Source organism: Carnobacterium sp. ISL-102 (genome assembly GCF_018612935.1).
GTDB classification, from domain to species: Bacteria; Bacillota; Bacilli; order Lactobacillales; family Carnobacteriaceae; genus Carnobacterium_B; species Carnobacterium_B alterfunditum.
The window spans coordinates 252,419-273,335 of record NZ_JAGGRF010000003.1 but is presented as its reverse complement, the minus strand read 5'-3'; the positions used below and the strand labels follow the sequence as shown (position 1 = coordinate 273,335).

The window sequence follows — 20,917 nt, the reverse complement described above, 5'->3', positions numbered from 1 at the left end:
ATAGGTGAGAACTCAGGCATTTCGTTTTACCTTTATTGACCAAATTAGTATACTGAAATTAGGTAAATCAAGGAGGAGTTTCAATGGATATCGAAAAAATGACTACTACAATGCAGCAAACCCTTGGAGAAGCACAAAGCATCGCCGTAACAAGAAAACATCAGGAAATCGATCTTCTTCATTTATGGAAGATCTTTTTAACGCCAGATCATTTTGCGCGTGGGCTTTACCAATCTTTAGAAATCGATACAGAAAAATTCGAGTTTTTTGTAGATCAAGAATTGGATAAATACCCTACTGTTGAAGGATTAAATGTTCAATATGGACAGGGTATGAGTCAAAACTTATACCGTCTATTAACGGAAGCCGATAAAATCAGAACTGATTTTCAAGATGATTTTCTTTCAACTGAAATCGTTCTACTAGCGCTAATGCAATTAAAGAACCATAGTTTGACTAATTATTTAACTAAAAATGGTTTAACTGAAAAAAAATTAGAAAATGAAATTAAAAAAATAAGAGGAGGAGATCGTGTGACCTCACAAAATCAAGAAGAAACTTATCAGGCACTCGAAAAATATGGAACGGATTTAGTCAAAGCTGTAAAAAGTGGAGACCAGGATCCGGTTATCGGAAGAGATGATGAAATTCGTGATATGATTCGTATTTTATCTCGTAAAACAAAAAATAATCCGGTATTGATTGGAGAACCAGGAGTAGGTAAGACAGCTATAGTGGAAGGATTAGCCCAGCGGATCGTCCGAAAAGATGTCCCAGAAAATTTAAAAGGAAAAACTATTTTTTCATTAGATATGGGATCGTTGATTGCAGGGGCAAAATATCGAGGAGAGTTTGAAGAACGTTTGAAAGCGGTATTAAAAGAAGTGAAAAAAAGCGAAGGACAGATCATTTTATTCATTGATGAGATCCATACGATCGTTGGAGCTGGGAAAACGGAAGGCAGCATGGACGCAGGGAATCTATTGAAACCGATGTTAGCCCGAGGCGAACTGCATTGTATTGGTGCGACAACACTAGATGAATATCGAAAATACATGGAAACTGATAAAGCTCTTGAAAGACGATTCCAAAAAGTACTTGTTAATGAACCGACAGTGGAAGAGACTATCAGTATTTTAAGAGGATTAAAAGAACGATTTGAGATCCATCACAGTGTAAATATCCATGATAATGCCCTAGTTGCTGCCGCAACATTATCCAATCGTTATATTACGGATCGATTCCTACCGGATAAAGCAATCGATTTAATAGACGAAGCGTGTGCGACTATTCGGGTTGAAATGAATTCAAGACCTACTGAATTAGACCAAGTTTCTCGCCGATTGATGCAATTAGAAATAGAAGAAGCTGCATTGAAAAAAGAAAAAGATGATGCTAGTATGCGAAGATTAGCAATCATCCAAGAGGAATTATCTAATTTACGTGAAGATGCTAATCACCTGAAAATGAAGTGGGAGACTGAAAAAGAAGAAGTAGCTAAATTACGTGATAAACGTGCTGAAATCGAAAAAGCACGCCATGAATTAGAAGAGGCCGAGGGTAATTATGATTTAGAACGTGCCGCTGTTCTAAGACATGGGCAGATCCCAGCTTTGGAGAAGGAATTGAAAATGCTTGAAGAGCAACAGTTAGCAGCGCAAGACGATCAAGTCAGACTGGTACAAGAATCGGTTACTGAAGAAGAAATCGCAGTCGTTATCGGCCGGATGACAGGCATTCCCGTCAGTAAGTTGATCAAAGGAGAACGCGAAAAATTGATGCATTTAAATACATCATTAAGTGAACGGGTCATTGGTCAAGAAGAAGCAGTACAAAGTGTGTCAGATGCAGTTATAAGGGCTCGAGCAGGTATTCAAGATCCAAATCGTCCGCTAGGTTCATTTCTATTCTTAGGGCCTACTGGTGTAGGGAAAACGGAATTAGCTAAAGCATTAGCTGAAAACTTATTTGATTCGCAAGATCATATGGTGCGGATCGATATGAGTGAATATATGGAAAAACACACTGTTTCAAGATTGATAGGAGCTCCTCCTGGTTATATCGGTTATGATGAAGGTGGGCAACTAACTGAAGCGGTGAGAAGAAGTCCGTATACGATTGTTTTGTTAGATGAGATAGAAAAAGCTCATCCTGATGTGTTTAATATTTTGTTACAAGTATTAGATGATGGACGCCTAACAGACTCAAAAGGCAGAATGGTTGATTTTAAAAACACTGTTTTAATCATGACAAGCAATATTGGTTCTGTTTTATTGCTAGAAGGCACAGATGCACAAGGACAAATAAAAGAAGCGACGAAAGAACACGTGATGTCATTGTTAAAAACATCCTTTAAACCAGAATTTTTAAATCGAATCGATGATACGATTTTATTCGCACCTTTAGGTATAGATGTTGTGAAGAAAATTATTCTTAAATTGACACGCGATTTGGCTTTACGATTGGCAGAACAAGATATTGAGCTGTCTATTTCAGAAGAAGCACAAGTATGGATAGCAGAAAAAGCTTATGATCCTATGTATGGAGCAAGACCATTAAAGAGATTCATTACTAAACAGGTAGAAACGCCCTTAGCTAAAGGTATTATTTCTGGGAAGATTCCACCAAAATCTAAAGTAACGATTACTTTAGAAGCAGATCAATTATCTTATGAAACGGTAATTCTAGATAAATAAACAAAAAAAAGACATTCACCAGAATGTCTTTTTTTTGTTTATTTAAGTTTATTTAGTGGCATGCTCATGTCTTTGATCAGGAAGAGTTTTGGCAATCAAAATAACCATGACCCCGATAAATAATCCCATACCTGAAGCAAGTACAAAATCATATGAACTACCGGATAATGAACTTCCAATGTAATTTACCGCTTGTCCTATAAAGAATCCCCAAAATAAAGTTACTAAATATTTCATAAATTTGACCCCTCTTCTTTTACAAGTTCATTCTATCACTTTCAAGAAGTTTGTAAAGTAGAAGTCAATAGATTTTTTTTGATAACATTCCGCTTTGGGATGATCAAGTAAGAATAGAAAGTTCGTTTAGAAGGTTTGCGTATCCGAATCTTAGAAGGGTATAATGGTAAATAGCAAGTTAGAATGGAGTGACAAAAATGTCATTTGTACAATTGCAAGTTATTAGTTCTTATAGCCTATTACAAAGTACCATTACAATTGAAAAATTAGTGATCAATGCTAAAGAAAGAGGTTATCAAGCAATAGCCTTGACCGATCACAATATCTTATATGGGATGGTTGATTTTTATAAAATGTGTAAAAAACATCAAATCAAGCCTATTTTAGGCTTAACGTTGGATGTTGGCGGTATTATAAAAAAAGAAGAGCACCATTCGATTATATTGTTAGCAAAAAATGTTGAGGGATATGAAAGTTTGATGACTCTTTCAAGTGAAAAAATGTTATTACCTGAAAATGAGCGCTTAACGATCGAACGTATCAAGCCACATAGTCAAAATTTAATTGCGCTGACACCTGGAGAAGAAGGAGAAGTTGAAAAATTATTGCTCCAAAATGAAAGGAATTCCGCAGCAATAGTTGTAAAAGAATGGCAAAATATATTTCCAGCGAACCAATTTTATTTAGGGGTCCAACTCCAACCAAAACTAAAAGCGATCAAAGATGAGTTGAATGCATTAGCAGCTGAAACAGGAATCGCTACTGTTGCGTTGCAAGATATTCGATACATTGATGCAACGGATGACTTTAGCACGAATGTTTTAAGAGCAATCAACAAAGGTGAAGTTCTCTCGATTGAAAATGCGGCTCTTTCAGGCGAATATTATTTGCCTGAAAGCAGTCAAATAGAAAAAATATTCAAAGATAACGGCTTGGAAAAAGCAGCTCAGCGAACCAATGAAATAGCTGCCATGATCGATGTAGAAATAGCATTGAACCAGCAATTGCTGCCGAAATTCCCTTTAGCAAAAGAGAGAAAGACAACTGAATTCTTAAAAGAACAATGTTTGAAAGGATTGCATTTAAGAGTACCCAAATCAGATGAACGATACACTAAACGTTTAGATCATGAGTTGACAGTTATTGAAAAAATGGGATTTGAAGATTATTTTTTAATTGTGTGGGACGTAATGGCTTACGCTCATAAAGTGAAAATTGTGACGGGGGCAGGTAGAGGTTCAGCGGCCGGTTCGCTAGTTGCTTACTTACTTGAAATTACTGATGTTGATCCAATTGAGTATGATCTGTTATTTGAACGATTTTTAAATGAAGAACGTTATACAATGCCTGATATTGATTTGGATTTTCCAGATAATCGGCGAGAAGAAATTTTACAATACGTAAAAAATAAGTATGGTGTAAATCATGTTGCTCAAATAGCTACCTTTGGAACCTTAGCTGCTAAAATGGCTTTAAAAGATGTAGCGCGAGTATTTGGCCTGAGCCCTACAGAAGCGAGTATCTGGTCTAAAGCTATTCCAAAGGTACTTGGTATAACGTTAGAAAAAGCCTATCAACTTTCTTCATCTCTCAAAAAGATAGTTGGAGAAAATGATAAAAATACGCTTCTATTTGAGACGGCTAAAAAAATTGAAGGATTGCCGCGACACATATCAACGCATGCAGCAGGTATCGTCATCAGCGATAAACCTTTAACGCGTTACGTCCCTTTGCAGCAAGGTGGAGGAGAGCTCCTGTTAACACAGTATCCGATGGGAAATGTGGAAGAAATTGGTTTGTTGAAAATGGATTTTTTAGGGTTGAAAAATTTAACTATCATAGATAATGCACTGAAACTTATTCAAATAGAAACCGGGGAACGCATCGATTTGTTGAAAATCTCAATGCAGGATCAAGAAACGCTTCGATTATTTCGTCAAGCAGATATGGTAGGAATATTTCAATTTGAATCTGCAGGGATCAAAAATGTCCTTCGCAGATTAGAACCATCCTCGATTGAGGATATTGCAGCTGTAAATGCGCTGTATCGTCCTGGTCCCATGGAACAGATCGACACGTTTATCAAAAGAAAAAAAGGTGTTCTCCCAATTGAATACCCTCATGAAAGCCTATCAGCTATTTTAGCTGTCACATATGGTGTAATGGTGTACCAGGAACAAGTCATGCAAGTGGCTGCAAAGATGGGCGGATACACATTAGGTCAAGCGGATATTTTAAGAAGAGCAATCGGGAAAAAACAAAAAGTAATTATTGATAAAGAAAGAAACCATTTTATCTCCGGTGCCGACAAACTTGGCTATACTGAAGAGGTGGTAAAGCAGGTCTATGATTACATCGAACGATTTGCAAATTATGGTTTCAACCGTTCCCATGCGGTTGCGTACTCTTTTATTGCCTACCAGATGGCCTATTTAAAAGCTCATTACCCTAATGCTTTTTTTGTAGCGTTATTGAATTCTGCTTTAAATAATTCGACTAAAATGAAGGAATACATCATTGAAGCAAAAAAAAGAACCATCAAAGTTCTTTCACCTGATATCAATGATAGCTTCAGCGGCTTTACACTAACTGGGAACAATATTTTGTTTGGATTCAATTCAATTAAAGGATTAAGAAGAGATATGATCGTCGAAATGATCCAAAAGCGAAAGAACGATGGAAATTATTTAGATTTGATCGATTTTCTTAAAAGAGTAGATAAAAAATGGTTGAAGCTTGAGTATATCAAACCGTTGATTTATGCTGGAGCATTTGATCGATTTGAGTATTCGCGAGGAACGCTCTTAGCTTCAGTTGAAGGAATCGTTCAAAGCATAAAAATGAGTGGGAATAATAGTGATTTGTTTGAATTATTAAAACCTAAATATGAATTTGCTCCGGATCTGACAATAGAAGAAAAGTTGGAAACAGAAGAGCAATATTTAGGCACCTATTTATCCGGTCATCCAACAGAAAAGTACGATCAACTCCGACAATGGAAACAAGTTGACTACATGAGTGAACTGACAGTTGGGAAAACAAGCAGAGTAATAGGAATGATAAAAAATGTTCACAAAATCCGAACAAAAAAAGGCGAATCGATGGCCTTTGTGACCATCAGCGATACTTCTGGAGATTGCTCACTCACCCTTTTTCCAATAAAATATCGTCAGTTTATTGATCTGCTTACAAATGGAACGATTGTATATGTATCGGGAAAAGTGGAGACGAAGCAGGAAGGACCGCCTCAAATGATTGTCAATCAAATGGATGACGCTGCTAAGATTGCTGACAACCATACAACTAAGAAATGTTTTATCCGGATACAGGCAGAACAAAATAATAATGAAACTTTAGGGCAGATGAAAAAGCTGATGATAAAATCAAAAGGGAATATTCCAGTTGTTTTATACTATATGCAAACGAATAAGAAAATTGTTTTAGCGGAAGAAAATTGGATCGAGGACACTACTGAACTTCTTGAACAATTAAAAAAACTTCTTGGAAAAGAAAATGTTGTGATCAAAAACAATTAAATATAATTATTTTTTCGCGAAATCCGATTTTTAAAAGGACAAAAAGTTATAAAAGTGGTAGAATAACAGGTGAGCTTATGTTAGCAGGTTAAAAAAAGAATATGTGTGCTAAATTATTAAGTGTAATGAGTAAAAGATTTTTTAGATAATGCTAGTTATGAATTGTTTAGAAAAGCTGTTTACTTTAATCTATTTTATGAGGTGAAGTCAATATGAAACGCATTGCTGTTTTAACAAGTGGTGGAGATGCTCCAGGAATGAATGCAGCTATTCGAGCTGTTGTACGTAAAGGTCTTTATGAAGGTATGGAAGTATATGGTATCAACTATGGCTATGCTGGTTTGGTAGCTGGGGATATACGCAAATTAACTCGTAAAGATGTAGGCGATAAGATTTCAAGAGGTGGAACTTTTCTTTATTCTGCTCGTTATCCTGAATTCGCTACTGAAGAAGGTCAATTAAAAGGTATTGAACAATTGAAAAAATTTGGGATCGAAGGTTTAGTCGTTATTGGCGGAGATGGTTCTTACATGGGTGCTGCAGCGTTGACCAGACATGGCTATCCAACAGTCGCTTTGCCAGGTACGATCGATAATGATATACCAGGTACTGATTTCTGTATCGGATTTGATACTGCTATTAATACAGTATTAGATTCTGTTGATAAGATACGTGATACGGCAACAAGCCATGTGCGTACTTTCATTATTGAAGTTATGGGACGTAATGCAGGAGATATCGCATTATGGACTGGTGTAGCAGGAGGAGCAGAACAAATTGTCATTCCTGACATAGACTTTAATATGGAAGAAATTGCTAATACGATTCAAAAAGGCCGTGAACGTGGTAAAAAACACAGCATCATTATCCTAGCTGAAGGCGTAATGAATGGGAACGAATTTGCAGAAGAATTATCAAAATTTGGAGATTATCAAGCCCGTGTTACTGTTTTAGGACATGTTCAACGTGGCGGTTCTCCAACAGCTCGCGACCGAGTTCTATCAAGTGTTTTTGGTGCTAGAGCTGTAGATCTATTAAAAGTTGGCAGAGGTGGCCTATGTGTAGGTATCGTGGACAATAAAATTGTTGAAAATGATATTATTGAAACTTTAAATACAAAAAAACACATGCCAGATGTCAGTTTATACAAATTAAATCAAGAAATATCTTATTAAATTGATTACAAACTTTAAAAATTGTAATAAAAAATGCTGTTAGGAGCGATAATAGAATGAAAAAAACAAAGATTGTATGTACGATTGGTCCAGCAAGTGAAAAAGTTGAACAATTGGTTCAAATGATAGATGCAGGTATGAACGTAGCCCGCTTAAACTTTTCACATGGGGACTTCGAAGAGCATGGTGCACGCATCATAAATATTCGTGAAGCTTCAAAACGTACTGGCAAAATGGTAGCTATTCTATTAGATACAAAAGGTCCTGAAATGCGTACACACAACATGAAAGATGGTCTTGTTGAATTTGAAACAGGAGACGTTGTTCGTATCTCAATGACAGAAGTTGAAGGAACAAGAGAAAAATTCTCAATCACTTATCCTGAATTGATCAATGATATAGAAGTAGGTACTCACATCTTACTAGATGATGGTTTAATAGATCTTGAAATAACAGAATTAGACCATACAAACAATGAAATTGTTGTTTTAGTTCAAAACCCAGGAACACTAAAAAATAAAAAAGGTGTTAACGTACCAGGCGTATCTGTGAATTTACCAGGAATTACTGATAAAGATGCTGCCGATATTCGTTTTGGTCTAAAAAATGATATTGATTATATTGCAGCAAGTTTTGTACGTCGCGCATCTGATGTATTAGAAATCACTCAAATTCTTGAAGAAGAAAACATGACACATGTTCAAATCATTCCTAAAATTGAAAACCAAGAAGGCGTAGATAACATCGACGAAATCTTGAAAGTTTCAAATGGAATAATGGTTGCACGTGGAGATTTAGGAGTTGAAATTCCTACAGAAGAAGTTCCTATCGTTCAAAAAGCACTTATCCAAAAATGTAATCAAGCTGGTAAACCAGTTATTACTGCTACACAAATGTTAGACTCAATGCAACAAAACCCACGTCCAACACGTGCCGAAGCAAGTGACGTAGCAAACGCTATTTTCGACGGAACAGATGCTATCATGCTTTCTGGAGAAACAGCTGCTGGAGATTACCCTATTGAAGCTGTACAAACTATGACTCGTATTGCTATACGTACTGAAGAAGCATTAGTAAATCAAGATGCTTTTGCATTAAAAGCATACAGCCAAACAGATATGACTGAAGCAATTGGTCAATCAGTAGGACACACTGCACGTAATTTAAATATCCAAACGATTGTTGCAGCTACTGAGTCTGGACATACTGCACGTATGATCGCAAAATACCGTCCAAAAGCTAATATCGTTGCTGTTACGTTTACAGAACGTCAAATGCGTGGTCTTGCATTAACTTGGGGAGCTTACCCAGTTGTTTCTGAAAAACCAGCTTCAACAGATGATATGTTCCATTTAGCAACTAAAATCGCTCAAGAAACTGGATTTGCAACTGCAGGAGATCTAATTATCATTACTGCTGGAGTACCAGTTGGCGAACGTGGCACAACTAACCTAATGAAGATCCAATTGATTGGAACTAAATTAGTTAGCGGACAAGGCGTTGGGACAGATGCTGTTATTGGTAAAGCAATTGTTGCAACAAGTGCTGAAGAAGCAAATAAAAATGCTGTTGAAGGTGGAATTTTAGTTGTGAAAACAACGGATAAAGACTACTTGCCAGCAATTGAAAAATCATCAGCTTTAGTAGTAGAACAAGGCGGCTTGACTAGTCATGCAGCTGTCATTGCGATTGCAATGAACATTCCTGTTATTGTGAATGTTGAAAATGCTACAACTCTTATTAAAAATGATGAATTGATCACTGTCGACTCACGTCGTGGAATCGTCTACCGTGGAGCAACAACAGCTATCTAATAGAACCTAAAATTTTAATGAACAAAACTCTCTTGAGGATTGATTTTGGATCTGATAGAGAGTTTTTTTTTTTTGATTAATTGAAAGTTCTAGTTTACATAAAAAATTATGGTAAACTTATAGTGGATTCTTTTCTACTTTCTTTTTATTCTTTGCTTTTTCGTATAAAATGGAGAGAATGGATCGATAAATCAAAAAAAGATGGCTATTTCTAAACTTATGGAGGAAAAAAATATGAATCAATCACTAGGAAAAATTATTACTGGACTTGTTACAGACGTAAATGACACCTCATTTTTTGTACAAAAAGATGGTGTAACGTATAAACTAACTAAAACTGAAGGAATGGATTATAAATTAGGTGATACTGTTGAAGGCTTTGCCTATATTTCTATGGATAAAGACTATATGTTGACACAAGAAATACCTAAAGTACAAGTAGGTTATTTCGCGTGGGGAACCGTTATAGATACTAGAAAAGATTTAGGCGTATTTGTTGATATTGGGTTGCCTGATAAAGAATTGGTTGTGTCACTTGACGAACTTCCTACAATTAAACATTTGTGGCCTAAAAAAGGTGACCGTTTACTGATAACTATTCGAGTAGACGATAAAGATCGTATGTGGGGAGAACTAGCTAGTGATGAAGTGTATCAATCGCTAGCAATAAAAGGAACAGAAGAATTGATCAATCAAAACATTAAAGGAACAGCTTATCGTTTGAAAGTCATTGGGACTTTCATTTTGACGGAAGATAATCAAATAGGCTTTGTTCATCCTTCAGAACGTAAAGATGAGCCTCGTTTAGGCGAAGTTGTATCTGGACGTGTTATTGGGGTAAGATCAGATGGTGTGATAAACGTCTCTTTAATGCCACGGGCTTATGAAGCTATTGGCGATGATGCAGCAATGCTGATGGCCATATTAGAACGAACGAAAACAGGTAGTTTTCCATATACCGATAAAAGTTCTCCAGATGATATTGCAGATCGCTTTGGAATCAGTAAAGGTCAATTTAAGCGTGCAATTGGGAATTTAATGAAACAACGTCTAATCGTGCAGGAAGATGGCGAAACAAAACTTGTTGAATCTTCAACTAAACTTGAAGAAGAAGAATAAAAATTTAATCATTCAATTATATGAAAGAAGGCAGTTCACAAAGTGTTCTTGCCTTCTTCTTTTTTTAAAAGAACATACTAATGATGATTTGATCAGAGGTGAAAGAATATGAATGAAGACGTTGAGGAGTATCTTCGTTTTCTTACCATTGAACGTGGCCTTTCAAAAAATACAATCGAAAGTTACAAGAGAGATATCAGCCAATACCTTGCTTTTATTTCAGAGAGTAAGATAACCGAATGGAGTCAAATCGATCGCTATGTCGTGCTGTCTTTTTTACAAAATTTAAAAGAACAAAAAAAATCTGCTGGGACTATTATTCGAATGGTCTCTTGTTTGAGACGGTTTCATCAATTTTTAAAACAAGAACAAATATCCAAAGGCGACCCTATGTTGCATATCGATACACCAAAGAAGGCTCAAAAATTACCAAAAGTGTTATCTATGAAAGAGGTCGATCGATTAATCGAAACGCCAAATACCGGTGAAACATTAGGTTTAAGAGATCGAGCAATGCTTGAAGTACTTTATGCAACTGGGCTTCGTGTTTCTGAACTAACGGACTTGAAATTGGATGATTTACACTTATCACTTGGACTGATCCAAACAATTGGTAAAGGAGATAAAGAAAGAATCATACCTTTAGGCGATATGGCAATTGAATGGATCGAAAAATATCGGCGGTATAGCCGGTCAAAATTAGAAAGAGAAGGTCAGCGTTCGCCTTATTTATTTCTTAACCATCATGGACGAAAATTGACCAGACAAGGCGTTTGGAAAAATTTGAAAATAATAGTAAAAAAAGCTGGGATAGAAAAAGAAGTGACACCCCATACTTTGCGGCATTCATTCGCCACACACTTGCTAGAAAATGGGGCTGATTTAAGAGTGGTGCAAGAGTTGTTAGGCCATTCAGATATCTCCACAACTCAAATTTATACACACATTACGAAACAAAGAATGTCTAGCGTTTACAAAACCTATCATCCTAGAGCTTGAAAATGGGCAGAATGCAGAGTTTTACTCGCTTTATTGTGTACTTTTTATTATAATGAAAATGTAGAAACCTATATTTAGGAGGATGAAAACGAATGTCATACAAAAGAGTGCATTTGATAGTTATGGATTCAGTTGGTATCGGGGAAGCTCCTGACGCTGATAAATTTAATGATTTAGGGAGCGACACACTTGGTCACATTGCTCAAGAAGTAGAGCTGACGATACCGCATCTTGAACAATTAGGGTTAGGAAATATCAAACCTTTAAAAGGTGTCCGCAGTGTTGTAGACAATTTAGGTTATTATACAAAACTTGAAGAAGTATCTGTTGGTAAAGATACTATGACTGGGCATTGGGAGATCATGGGGCTGAACATTCAAACACCATTCCGCGTCTTTCCCGACGGATTTCCAGATGAATTGTTGAAACAAATTGAAGACTTTTCTGGTCGCAAAATTGTAGGAAATAAACCTGCGAGCGGAACAGCCATTATTGACGAATATGGAAAACACCAATTAGAAACGGGAGATATAATCATCTATACTTCAGCAGATCCAGTTTTACAAATTGCTGCACATGAAGATGTGATCCCATTAGAGGAATTATACCGTATTTGTCAATTTGTAAGAGATATAACGAAAGACGATCCTTATATGATCGGCAGAATTATTGCGCGTCCATATGTTGGTGAACCAGGTAATTTCACAAGAACAAGCGGACGACACGATTATGCATTAGATCCTTTTGGTAAAACGGTATTGGATTACTTAAGTGAAGCTGGCAAAGACGTTATTGCAATCGGTAAAATCAATGATATTTATAATGGAGCAGGAATTACGGAGTCCGTGCGTACGGAACACAATATGGATGGCGTGGACAAGTTGTTAAGTGTCATGGATAAAGATTTTGAAGGTATCAGTTTTTTAAATCTAGTTGATTTTGATGCTAAGTTTGGACACCGCCGTGATGTCGTTGGGTATGCTCAAGCATTAGATGAATTTGATGCTCGTATTGAAGAAATCGTCGGTAAATTAAAAGAAGACGACTTATTATTGATCACAGCTGACCATGGAAATGATCCAACAGCTCCTGGAACAGATCATACAAGAGAATACGTTCCTTTACTCGCTTATTCTCCATCTATGAGAGGGCAGGGCGAAATATCTCAAGGGCATTTTGCAGATATTGGGGCTACCATTGCAAATAATTTCGGTGTTCAAGATACAGGTCTCGGTAAAAGCTTTTTAGAAGAATTGAAGTAAAAAAAGGATAAGCAACTGGAGGAAAATTATGACTATAACACTTTCAAAAAAAGTTGATGAGGCAAAAAGTTACATCATAGAAAATGGGGTCCAAGATATAGAAATTGGTTTGATTTTAGGATCAGGCCTGGGTGAGTTAGGAGAAGAGGTTGAAAATCCGATTGCTATTTCTTACAGCAAAATTCCTCATTTCCCAGTTTCTACAGTAGAAGGACATGCTGGACAACTAGTATATGGTACACTTGGTGGTAAAAAAGTACTAGCTATGCAAGGTCGTTTTCATTTTTATGAAGGCTATTCTTTGGAAGAGGTAACTTTTCCAGTTCGCGTAATGAAAGCTCTTGGTATTCATTCATTGATCGTTACGAATGCAGCTGGCGGCATCAACACTGATTTTACCCCAGGTGAATTAATGATGATCACGGATCAAATCAATTATACAGGAACAAATCCATTGATTGGTCTTAATGATGATTCAATGGGTCCGCGTTTTACAGATATGAGTCATGCGTATGATCCGGCTTACCAAAAAATCGTTCGTTTGGTGGCTAAAAATATGGCTATTGATTTAAAAGAGGGCGTATATATCGGGTTTTCTGGTCCGACGTATGAAACACCTGCTGAAATAAAAATGGTTCGATTATTTGGTGCTGATGCCGTGGGAATGTCTACCGTTCCTGAAGTTATTGTAGCAAAACATGCAGGTATGAGAGTGATCGGTATTTCATGTATTACCAATTTAGCAGCGGGGATGCAAGCTAATTTAAACCATAAGGAAGTTGTAGAAACAACACAACGCGTTAAACATACATTTAAAGCTCTAGTAAAAAATATTCTTTCAGAAATATGATCAATCATATATTAAAGAGAAACTGTGAAAAAGCTATGGTTTACTAGCCGTACTTTTAAATAGTTTCTCTTTTACTCATGATTCATTTTTAGGTTAATACAAATCGTATTTTCAAGGTATTTACGGGCACACACTTAAGGTGTAAGCCTATATTGAGAAAAGCATTTTTTTGTGTTAAAGTAAGTAAAGCAAAAAACAAGAGAACCTGAAATGGGGATAGCCGATTTATGGACAAAAGATTATTGACCGGGACAATGAAAATAAATAAAGCCAACCATTTAGAAATTGGGGGTATAGATACCGTTTCATTAGTTGAAAAATATGGAACACCCTTATATGTCTATGATGTTTCTCAAATTAAATACAAAGTTCGAACTTTCAAAAAGACTTTTCAAGATAGAAATATTGCTGCTCAAGTTGCCTATGCAAGCAAAGCCTTCTCTTGTTTAGCCATCTATCAATTGATGGCCAAGGAAGAGTTGTCTTTGGATGTAGTTTCTGGAGGAGAACTTTATACAGCGATCCAAGCAAATTATCCGAGAAAAAAAATACATTTTCATGGGAATAATAAATCCGATTCAGAAATTATTGCGGCGTTAGATTATGATATTGGCTGCTTTGTGGTCGATAATTTTCATGAATTAAAAAAATTAAATGAGTATACAATACAACGCAAACAAAAAGTATCGATTCTGTTACGGGTGACGCCTGGCGTTGAAGCTCATACCCATGATTATATAACCACTGGTCAGACCGATTCTAAATTTGGATTTGATTTAAATAACGGACAAGCACAACAAGCCTTACAATCAGCTTTGGAAATGCCATATATCGATACGATGGGTTTGCATTGCCACATTGGTTCACAAATTTTTGAAACTGACGGTTTTAGATTAGCTGTGGATAAGTTACTGACGGAGTCAAAAAAATGGCAAGAGCTGTTTGGCTTTCATTTGCGTGTTTTAAATGTCGGCGGCGGTTTTGGTATTAGGTATACAGCTGAAGATGAGCCATTGCCAATCGAGGATTATGTGAATAATTTGATTGATGAAGTTCAAATCGTTTCAGCAAATGTTCAACTGCCGATGCCTGAAATTTGGATCGAACCAGGACGTAGTTTAGTAGGGGATGCAGGGATTACTTTGTATCAAGTCGGTTCGCAAAAAGTAATCCCAGATGTTCGAAATTATTTGGCGATTGATGGGGGAATGACGGATAACATTAGGCCTGCCTTATACGATGCAAAATATACTGGTGTCTTAGCTAATCGTATGGAGGATAAAGTAGAAGAAACCTATTCTATTGCTGGAAAATGTTGCGAGTCTGGCGATATGTTGATATGGGATCTGCCGTTGCCAAAAGCAGATGATAAAGATATTTTGGCCGTTTTTAGTACCGGAGCCTATGGGTATGCTATGGCTAGTAATTACAATCGTATACCACGACCACCGGTAGTATTTGTTGAAAATGGGCAAGCTTTTTTAGCTATTAAGCGGGAAAGTTATGCAGACTTGATGAGATTAGAATGCTCTCTTTATTAAAGTAAATTAAGATAGGGGCTAACATCAAGCAGTTGCAAACTTATAGTACTAGGAGGATAATATGTTACTCGATTACAAAAATGATTATGAAAAAATTTCAATGGGTTTACTTTCATTTGATCCTGATTTAAAAGATTTTTCACGTTTGCAAGATGAGATGGATTGGTATCAAAGTAAAGAAAATCATAAACTTTATTTATGGAAAAGCGAAGAGACTGAAGATATCATAGCTGTAATAGGCGTAGAGATCGGAAACGATATGATATTGTTAAGACGCATCTCAATCAATCCTTCATTTAGAAATGAAGGAATCAGTTATAAAATTTCAGAGGCGTTAGAGCAACGGTACCCACAAAAAAAAGTAATGGGAACGTTGGAAACAGCATCTTTGATTATCAAATGGGAGCAAGAAAAAAGTAAAAAAAACGCACAGCAAAATTTAATAGCTGATGAAAAAGGCGAGGGTTAAATGTCATCCGACATAAATATAAAAATTGATGCATTTGAAGGACCACTAGATTTATTGTTGCAATTGATCAAGCATTTAGAAATTGATATTTATGACATTCCTATTGCTGAAGTGACTGCTCAATATTTAAATTATATTCGAGCTATGAAAGTATTGCAGTTAGATATTGCAGGTGACTATCTAGTTATGGCAGCTACTTTAATGGCAATTAAAAGTAAACTGCTACTGCCTAAGCAAGAAATAGAACTAAATCTAGAGGATGAAGGATTTTATGAATCTGGTGAGGATCCTAGAGATGCATTAGTAGAACAATTGTTGGAATATCGGAAATTTAAAACAGCAGCGGCGATATTAAAAGTAAGAGAAGAAGAAAGAAGTCAATACTTTTCCAAGGAGCCAGCTAATTTAGAGCTTTTACAAGAAAATGTTCCTCTAGAGCCACTTCAAATCAGTACGTTTGATTTAGTTGCTGCTTTTCAAGATATGTTTAATAAAAAAGCAAAAAAAGTACCTTTACAAACAAAAATCAAAGCAGAAGAAACATCTATTAATGAAAAGATGGATTTTATTATGGGAAAATTGAGAAGTGTAAAAAAAAATCAAGGTGTTTTATTTACGGGTCTTTTTGATACTCCAACAAAAAATGAGATGGTAACGACTTTCATGGCTTTACTTGAATTGATCAAAGAAAAAAATGTATTTATTCAGCAAAAAGTAACCTACGGAGATATTATCGTCTATCCATCAGAAACAGGTGATGAGTAGCATGGATGAATTAGCAACAATTGAAGCGCTCCTTTTCGTAGCTGGAGATGAAGGCCTCTCATTAGAAGAAATCTCTGTTTTACTGGAGTGTTCAACTCAAGAGGTTTATCAATTTCTTATGCAACTCCAAAAAGGATACGAAGATTCAACGTCCAGAGGATTAATGCTTCTCGAGATAGGGAATCAGTATCAATTAGCAACCAAAAAAGAGTATGCTGATGTCATAAAAAAATATGCGGTTTCACCGTTGACAACGAATCTTTCACAAGCCGCGTTAGAGACGCTTGCAATTGTTGCTTATAAGCAGCCTTTAACACGAATGGAGATCGATGAGATACGTGGTGTTCAAACAAGCGGAGCACTGCAAAAATTAACGCTCAGAGGTCTTGTTGAACCAAAGGGACGCGTAGAAGGTCCTGGAAGAGCTATTTTATACGGGACATCAGCGTATTTTATGGATTATTTTGGACTCAAAGATTTAAATGATTTACCTAAAATAACCGATTTAGAAACAGAAAATAATGAAAAAGAGTCCGATTTATTTTTTGAACGTTTTAACCAGCAATTTGAAAATGAATAAAAATAGAGTGTATTAAGGAGAAAATATGGAAAGATTACAGAAAGTTTTAGCACATGCCGGAGTAGCTTCACGACGTAAATCAGAGGAACTTATTTCTATGGGTCATGTTAAAGTAAATGGAAAAGTTGTTAAGGAAATGGGTATTCAAATTGGGAATTCTGATGTAGTGGAAGTCGATGGAGTACCAATTTATAGAGAAGAACCAGTTTATTTTTTATTGAATAAGCCTAGAAATATGATCACGGCAGTTTCAGATGATAAGGGACGTCCAGTAGTGACCGATTTGTTTACAAATATCGAGCAACGTATTTACCCAGTTGGGCGCTTAGACTATGATACAACAGGAGCGTTAATGTTGACAAATGACGGAGAACTTTCCCAATTGTTGATGCACCCTAAGCACCAAATAGATAAAACATATGTTGTTAAAGTAAAAGGCTTAGTAGACAAAAAATCACTGAATAGACTTGAAAAAGGTATTGTTATTGAAGGTAAAAAGACAGCACCAGCAAAAGCAAAAATCCTTTCATCAGATCGTACTAAGGATGTTACTATGGTGGAATTAACTATACATGAAGGCCGTAATAGACAAGTTAAAAATATGTTTCAAGTTATTGGACACCCAGTAGAAAAATTAAAAAGAGAGTCTTATGGTACGTTAACTTTAGATGGATTACAACCTGGTGAATGGCGTGAATTAAAAACGTTTGAAATCTATCAGTTACGTAATTCAGCAATACAAGAAGAGACAACTAAATAAATGAAAAAAACTTGGGAGCACTGAATCCAAGTTTTTTTTTTGAAATTTAAACAAAATAATGTTTATTTGAGTACACCGATAAGTGCTTTTTTATCTTACTAAAGGATTATTTTAAGAATGTTCCATATTTTAAGCATAGAATCATTTGAATTAGTTGAAAACTAGAACAATTGTTGTGTATACTAAGATTAGACTAGGCATCTTATAAGTAAGACCTAATGTAGAATAATGGGGTGTAAATAAATGGAAAATGAAGTTATATATCTGCTAGTAGTAGATGATGAGGATCGAATTCGCAGACTATTAAAGATGTACTTAGAAAGAGAAAATTATCTTGTCTTTGAAGCAGATAATGGAGAAGATGCCGTTAAAATGGCTTTAGAAAAAGATTATGATTTAATTTTGTTAGACTTGATGCTTCCTAAGATGGATGGGATCGAAGTGGCTGAAAAAATACGTGAAACTAAAAACACTCCTATTATGATGTTAACTGCTAAGGGAGAAGAGATAAGCCGTATAGAGGGATTTGAAGTTGGTGCGGATGATTACATTGTGAAGCCATTTAGTCCTAGAGAAGTTGTTTTAAGGGTATCGGCTATTTTAAAAAGAACACAAAGCAACAAGCCGAAAGAAAAAGCAAATCCAAATTTGATTGAAATGCCGCATTTTGAAATAGATGACCAATCTCACCGTGTGCTAGTAGATGGAAATCCAGTTAATTTAACGCCTAAAGAATATGATTTATTAGTTTATTTAGCACAATCCCCTGATCAGATTTTTGGAAGAGAGCAGTTATTGCGCGAAGTATGGAAATATGAATTCTTTGGCGATCTAAGAACGGTAGATACTCATATTAAACGACTGAGAGAAAAATTAACGAAATACTCAGAGCCAGCTGCCAAAATGATTGTAACCGTTTGGGGCCTGGGATATAAATTTAATTCTTTTCCAGAAGAATCTGAAAAGTAGGCAAAAATATGTTTAAACTAAGTAGTTTAGTTACGCGTACATGGCTGGCAACGATGTTAGCTATAGGTTTTTTTTTATTTACTGCCACGCAAGTATATGGAATAATTTATAAAAAAAATATAGAAGAAAATTATATGAACGATTTTGAAAGTTCAATTAACTCTCTAGTTAGTATTCTAGAAGAAGATCCAGGTTTTTTAATAGAAAATATCAACAAATCAAGAGCTTATGATCCTCACTTGTCTTTGATCGTGAAATTAGATGATAAACCCTTGATTTATTCTTCAAATATTTATTTGGAGGAACAATTAAATAACTTTAATCAAATCAAAGCAACTAGCAAGTTCGAAACTGCGCTAGCGAGTGATGAAAATTTTTTAATAGTAGATAAAACCAGTTTTAATGGAAAGATAAACACACCGTATATCTTAAAAAAACAAGATTTTAATTTTAATGATCAAGAGGGTCAGTTATATATTTATGGAGATTTGTCATTTTTAAACAGCACATATAGTAGAATGAAAACATGGTCAGCCATCAATGCTATTCTTTATATTATTATAGGTATTTTACTATTTTACTACCTCCAACGCAGGCTTGGAAAACCTTTAAAACAATTAAGAGATATAGCTTATGATTATGCTAAGAACGATTTCTCAAAACAAGCCCAATCGAATTATAAAGATGAATTAGCTCAATTGGCTTTAGCTATGAATAAAATGGGTAAGTCATTGGAAGTTACGGGAGCAGCAACTAGACAAGAGAAAGAATTATTGGAAAATATTGTGACCTCTATTTCTACCGGGGTGTTGTATTACAACCAAGATAAAACTTTATTAATGTCTAATCCACTTGGAGATGAGTTTTTACAACATTTATACCGATCAAATCAAGTAATGAAAACGGTTATACCTGAAGTGTTAGAGCATCGAATCGATTCTGTTATAAAATTTCCTGAAAAAGTAATTTATGAAAATAATATCGAAGAGTACTATTATAGAATAACCTTGATACCGCTTTTTGATGAAAATCTTGAAAGTGTACGTGGTGTATTAGTATCCATTCAAAATATAACAAAAGAAAAACGGCTTGATATTATGAGAAATGATTTTATAAATAATATTTCTCATGAATTGAGGACCCCTTTAGTTATGATACAAGGATATAGTGAGGCTATTTTAGATGATGTGGCTGAAACGCAAGAAGAAAAAAAAGAAATGGCTAAAATAATTGGAGAAGAATCGATTAGAATGAATCGGATGGTAAATGAAATGCTCGATAGTTCTAGAATGGAAGCCGGGTTTATCAAATTGACAAAAATGGATGTTTATTTTGAAGATTTTTTCAAAAACTTATTCACTCGGTTTGCTACTATGTCCGAAAAAAATAATATCCAAATGGAATTAAAGCTCGATTCAAATTTGAATTCATATTTTATGGATGAAGATAAAATGAATCAAGTGTTCGTAAATTTGATCAATAATGCTATCAGACATACTAGTTTGACAAAAAAAGAAAAGAAAAAAGTAGAAATTTGGGTACACTTAGATAAAATTATGGATGAAGTTTTAATTGAAGTCATCGATAATGGAACAGGAATTTTAGAAGAAGATATTCCTTATGTATTTGATCGTTTCTATAAAGCAGATAAATCTCGCATGGTAATGAAAGAGAATAAAACGGGAACAGGCATTGGGTTATCCATTGTAAAGAACATAGTAGAAGCGCATAATGGTTTTGTTGAAGTAAAAAGTGTGGTAAACGAACAGACAAAATTTATTATTCATTTACCTTATTTAGATTGATTTACTAATTAAAAGTAAATAGAATCATTGATTTTTATTCTTTTATGGTATACAATGAAAGTGTTAAAAAAAATATAAAGATTCGTCTTCAGGGGCAGGGTGTAATTCCCGACCGGTGGTAAAGTCCACGAACTAAATAGCATTATTTAGTTGAACTGGTTAAATTCCAGTACCGACAGTAAAGTCTGGATAAAGAAGATGGAGTTTATTTGAATAGGTATCATTGTTCAAGTGCTCTGTTTAGTTATCTACCTAAAGATAATTAGAACGAGCATTTTTATATTGTTTTTATTTAAATAAACTCAGAAATGCCTAGGCTGATGAATCCTTTTAGGAGGAT

Annotated in this window: 16 protein-coding genes and 1 riboswitch; of the genes, 15 read left to right on the top strand and 1 reads right to left on the bottom strand. The window is 35.3% G+C overall.

Features of this window, described 5'->3' with window-relative positions:
- The first annotated feature begins 83 nt into the window (after positions 1 to 83).
- Positions 84 to 2,696, top strand: coding sequence for an ATP-dependent chaperone ClpB (gene clpB, locus J7E16_RS02885; RefSeq protein ID WP_214888464.1), 2,613 nt, complete (start codon positions 84 to 86; stop codon positions 2,694 to 2,696).
- Positions 2,697 to 2,744: 48 nt separating this feature from the next.
- Here the strand turns inward: clpB and J7E16_RS02880 are convergent, their stop codons facing one another.
- Positions 2,745 to 2,933 (bottom strand): YjzD family protein, encoded by a 189-nt coding sequence (locus tag J7E16_RS02880; RefSeq protein ID WP_034548508.1) that lies wholly within the window; start codon positions 2,931 to 2,933, stop codon positions 2,745 to 2,747.
- Positions 2,934 to 3,130: 197 nt separating this feature from the next.
- Here J7E16_RS02880 and dnaE point away from each other — a divergent pair, with 197 nt between their 5' ends.
- From dnaE to J7E16_RS02810, 14 genes are all read left to right on the top strand, one after another.
- Positions 3,131 to 6,469, top strand: coding sequence for a DNA polymerase III subunit alpha (dnaE, locus tag J7E16_RS02875; RefSeq protein ID WP_214888461.1), 3,339 nt, complete (start codon positions 3,131 to 3,133; stop codon positions 6,467 to 6,469).
- Positions 6,470 to 6,681: 212 nt separating this feature from the next.
- Positions 6,682 to 7,644 (top strand): 6-phosphofructokinase, encoded by a 963-nt coding sequence (gene pfkA / locus J7E16_RS02870; RefSeq protein ID WP_214888457.1) that lies wholly within the window; start codon positions 6,682 to 6,684, stop codon positions 7,642 to 7,644.
- Between the two features lie 56 nt (positions 7,645 to 7,700).
- Positions 7,701 to 9,458 carry a pyruvate kinase gene (pyk, locus tag J7E16_RS02865; protein ID WP_214888454.1) on the top strand — a complete coding sequence of 586 codons (1,758 nt, stop codon included), beginning with the start codon at positions 7,701 to 7,703 and terminating at the stop codon, positions 9,456 to 9,458.
- Positions 9,459 to 9,692: 234 nt separating this feature from the next.
- Positions 9,693 to 10,577: a CvfB family protein gene (locus J7E16_RS02860; RefSeq protein WP_214888451.1), complete on the top strand. Its 885-nt coding sequence runs from the start codon at positions 9,693 to 9,695 to the stop codon at positions 10,575 to 10,577.
- A 108-nt stretch (positions 10,578 to 10,685) separates the two neighbouring features.
- Complete coding sequence (gene xerD / locus J7E16_RS02855) at positions 10,686 to 11,576, top strand: site-specific tyrosine recombinase XerD (RefSeq protein ID WP_214888447.1); 891 nt, start codon at positions 10,686 to 10,688, stop codon at positions 11,574 to 11,576.
- Between the two features lie 92 nt (positions 11,577 to 11,668).
- Entirely contained in the window at positions 11,669 to 12,838 is a 1,170-nt protein-coding gene (gene deoB / locus J7E16_RS02850; protein ID WP_214888444.1) for a phosphopentomutase, read from the top strand.
- Positions 12,839 to 12,866: 28 nt separating this feature from the next.
- Positions 12,867 to 13,688, top strand: a complete 822-nt coding sequence (locus J7E16_RS02845) for a purine-nucleoside phosphorylase (RefSeq protein ID WP_214888441.1) — start codon at positions 12,867 to 12,869, stop codon at positions 13,686 to 13,688.
- 227 nt (positions 13,689 to 13,915) lie between these two features.
- Positions 13,916 to 15,229: a diaminopimelate decarboxylase gene (gene lysA, locus J7E16_RS02840; RefSeq protein ID WP_214888438.1), complete on the top strand. Its 1,314-nt coding sequence runs from the start codon at positions 13,916 to 13,918 to the stop codon at positions 15,227 to 15,229.
- 61 nt (positions 15,230 to 15,290) lie between these two features.
- A complete protein-coding gene (locus J7E16_RS02835; RefSeq protein WP_214888435.1) occupies positions 15,291 to 15,698 on the top strand; it encodes a GNAT family N-acetyltransferase in 408 nt (135 codons plus the stop codon).
- Positions 15,699 to 16,463 (top strand): segregation/condensation protein A, encoded by a 765-nt coding sequence (locus J7E16_RS02830; protein ID WP_214888433.1) that lies wholly within the window; start codon positions 15,699 to 15,701, stop codon positions 16,461 to 16,463.
- Position 16,464: 1 nt separating this feature from the next.
- Positions 16,465 to 17,043, top strand: a complete 579-nt coding sequence (gene scpB / locus J7E16_RS02825) for an SMC-Scp complex subunit ScpB (protein WP_214888431.1) — start codon at positions 16,465 to 16,467, stop codon at positions 17,041 to 17,043.
- 25 nt (positions 17,044 to 17,068) lie between these two features.
- Positions 17,069 to 17,803 carry a pseudouridine synthase gene (locus J7E16_RS02820; RefSeq protein ID WP_034548525.1) on the top strand — a complete coding sequence of 245 codons (735 nt, stop codon included), beginning with the start codon at positions 17,069 to 17,071 and terminating at the stop codon, positions 17,801 to 17,803.
- A gap of 243 nt (positions 17,804 to 18,046) precedes the next feature.
- A complete protein-coding gene (locus tag J7E16_RS02815; protein ID WP_214888429.1) occupies positions 18,047 to 18,772 on the top strand; it encodes a response regulator transcription factor in 726 nt (241 codons plus the stop codon).
- A gap of 8 nt (positions 18,773 to 18,780) precedes the next feature.
- Complete coding sequence (locus J7E16_RS02810; RefSeq protein WP_214888427.1) at positions 18,781 to 20,577, top strand: sensor histidine kinase; 1,797 nt, start codon at positions 18,781 to 18,783, stop codon at positions 20,575 to 20,577.
- An 80-nt stretch (positions 20,578 to 20,657) separates the two neighbouring features.
- A riboswitch (FMN riboswitch) is annotated at positions 20,658 to 20,781 on the top strand.
- Positions 20,782 to 20,917: the final 136 nt, after the last annotated feature.

Coding starts and splice junctions, on each gene's coding strand:
- J7E16_RS02815 (WP_214888429.1), top strand. CDS start 18,047: ATGGAAAATGAAGTTATATATCTGCTAGTAGTAGATGATGAGGATCGA.
- pyk (WP_214888454.1), top strand. CDS start 7,701: ATGAAAAAAACAAAGATTGTATGTACGATTGGTCCAGCAAGTGAAAAA.
- clpB (WP_214888464.1), top strand. CDS start 84: ATGGATATCGAAAAAATGACTACTACAATGCAGCAAACCCTTGGAGAA.
- J7E16_RS02830 (WP_214888433.1), top strand. CDS start 15,699: ATGTCATCCGACATAAATATAAAAATTGATGCATTTGAAGGACCACTA.
- J7E16_RS02810 (WP_214888427.1), top strand. CDS start 18,781: ATGTTTAAACTAAGTAGTTTAGTTACGCGTACATGGCTGGCAACGATG.
- dnaE (WP_214888461.1), top strand. CDS start 3,131: ATGTCATTTGTACAATTGCAAGTTATTAGTTCTTATAGCCTATTACAA.
- J7E16_RS02880 (WP_034548508.1), bottom strand. CDS start 2,933: ATGAAATATTTAGTAACTTTATTTTGGGGATTCTTTATAGGACAAGCG.
- deoB (WP_214888444.1), top strand. CDS start 11,669: ATGTCATACAAAAGAGTGCATTTGATAGTTATGGATTCAGTTGGTATC.
- J7E16_RS02845 (WP_214888441.1), top strand. CDS start 12,867: ATGACTATAACACTTTCAAAAAAAGTTGATGAGGCAAAAAGTTACATC.
- xerD (WP_214888447.1), top strand. CDS start 10,686: ATGAATGAAGACGTTGAGGAGTATCTTCGTTTTCTTACCATTGAACGT.
- lysA (WP_214888438.1), top strand. CDS start 13,916: ATGGACAAAAGATTATTGACCGGGACAATGAAAATAAATAAAGCCAAC.
- J7E16_RS02860 (WP_214888451.1), top strand. CDS start 9,693: ATGAATCAATCACTAGGAAAAATTATTACTGGACTTGTTACAGACGTA.
- pfkA (WP_214888457.1), top strand. CDS start 6,682: ATGAAACGCATTGCTGTTTTAACAAGTGGTGGAGATGCTCCAGGAATG.
- J7E16_RS02820 (WP_034548525.1), top strand. CDS start 17,069: ATGGAAAGATTACAGAAAGTTTTAGCACATGCCGGAGTAGCTTCACGA.
- J7E16_RS02835 (WP_214888435.1), top strand. CDS start 15,291: ATGTTACTCGATTACAAAAATGATTATGAAAAAATTTCAATGGGTTTA.
- scpB (WP_214888431.1), top strand. CDS start 16,465: ATGGATGAATTAGCAACAATTGAAGCGCTCCTTTTCGTAGCTGGAGAT.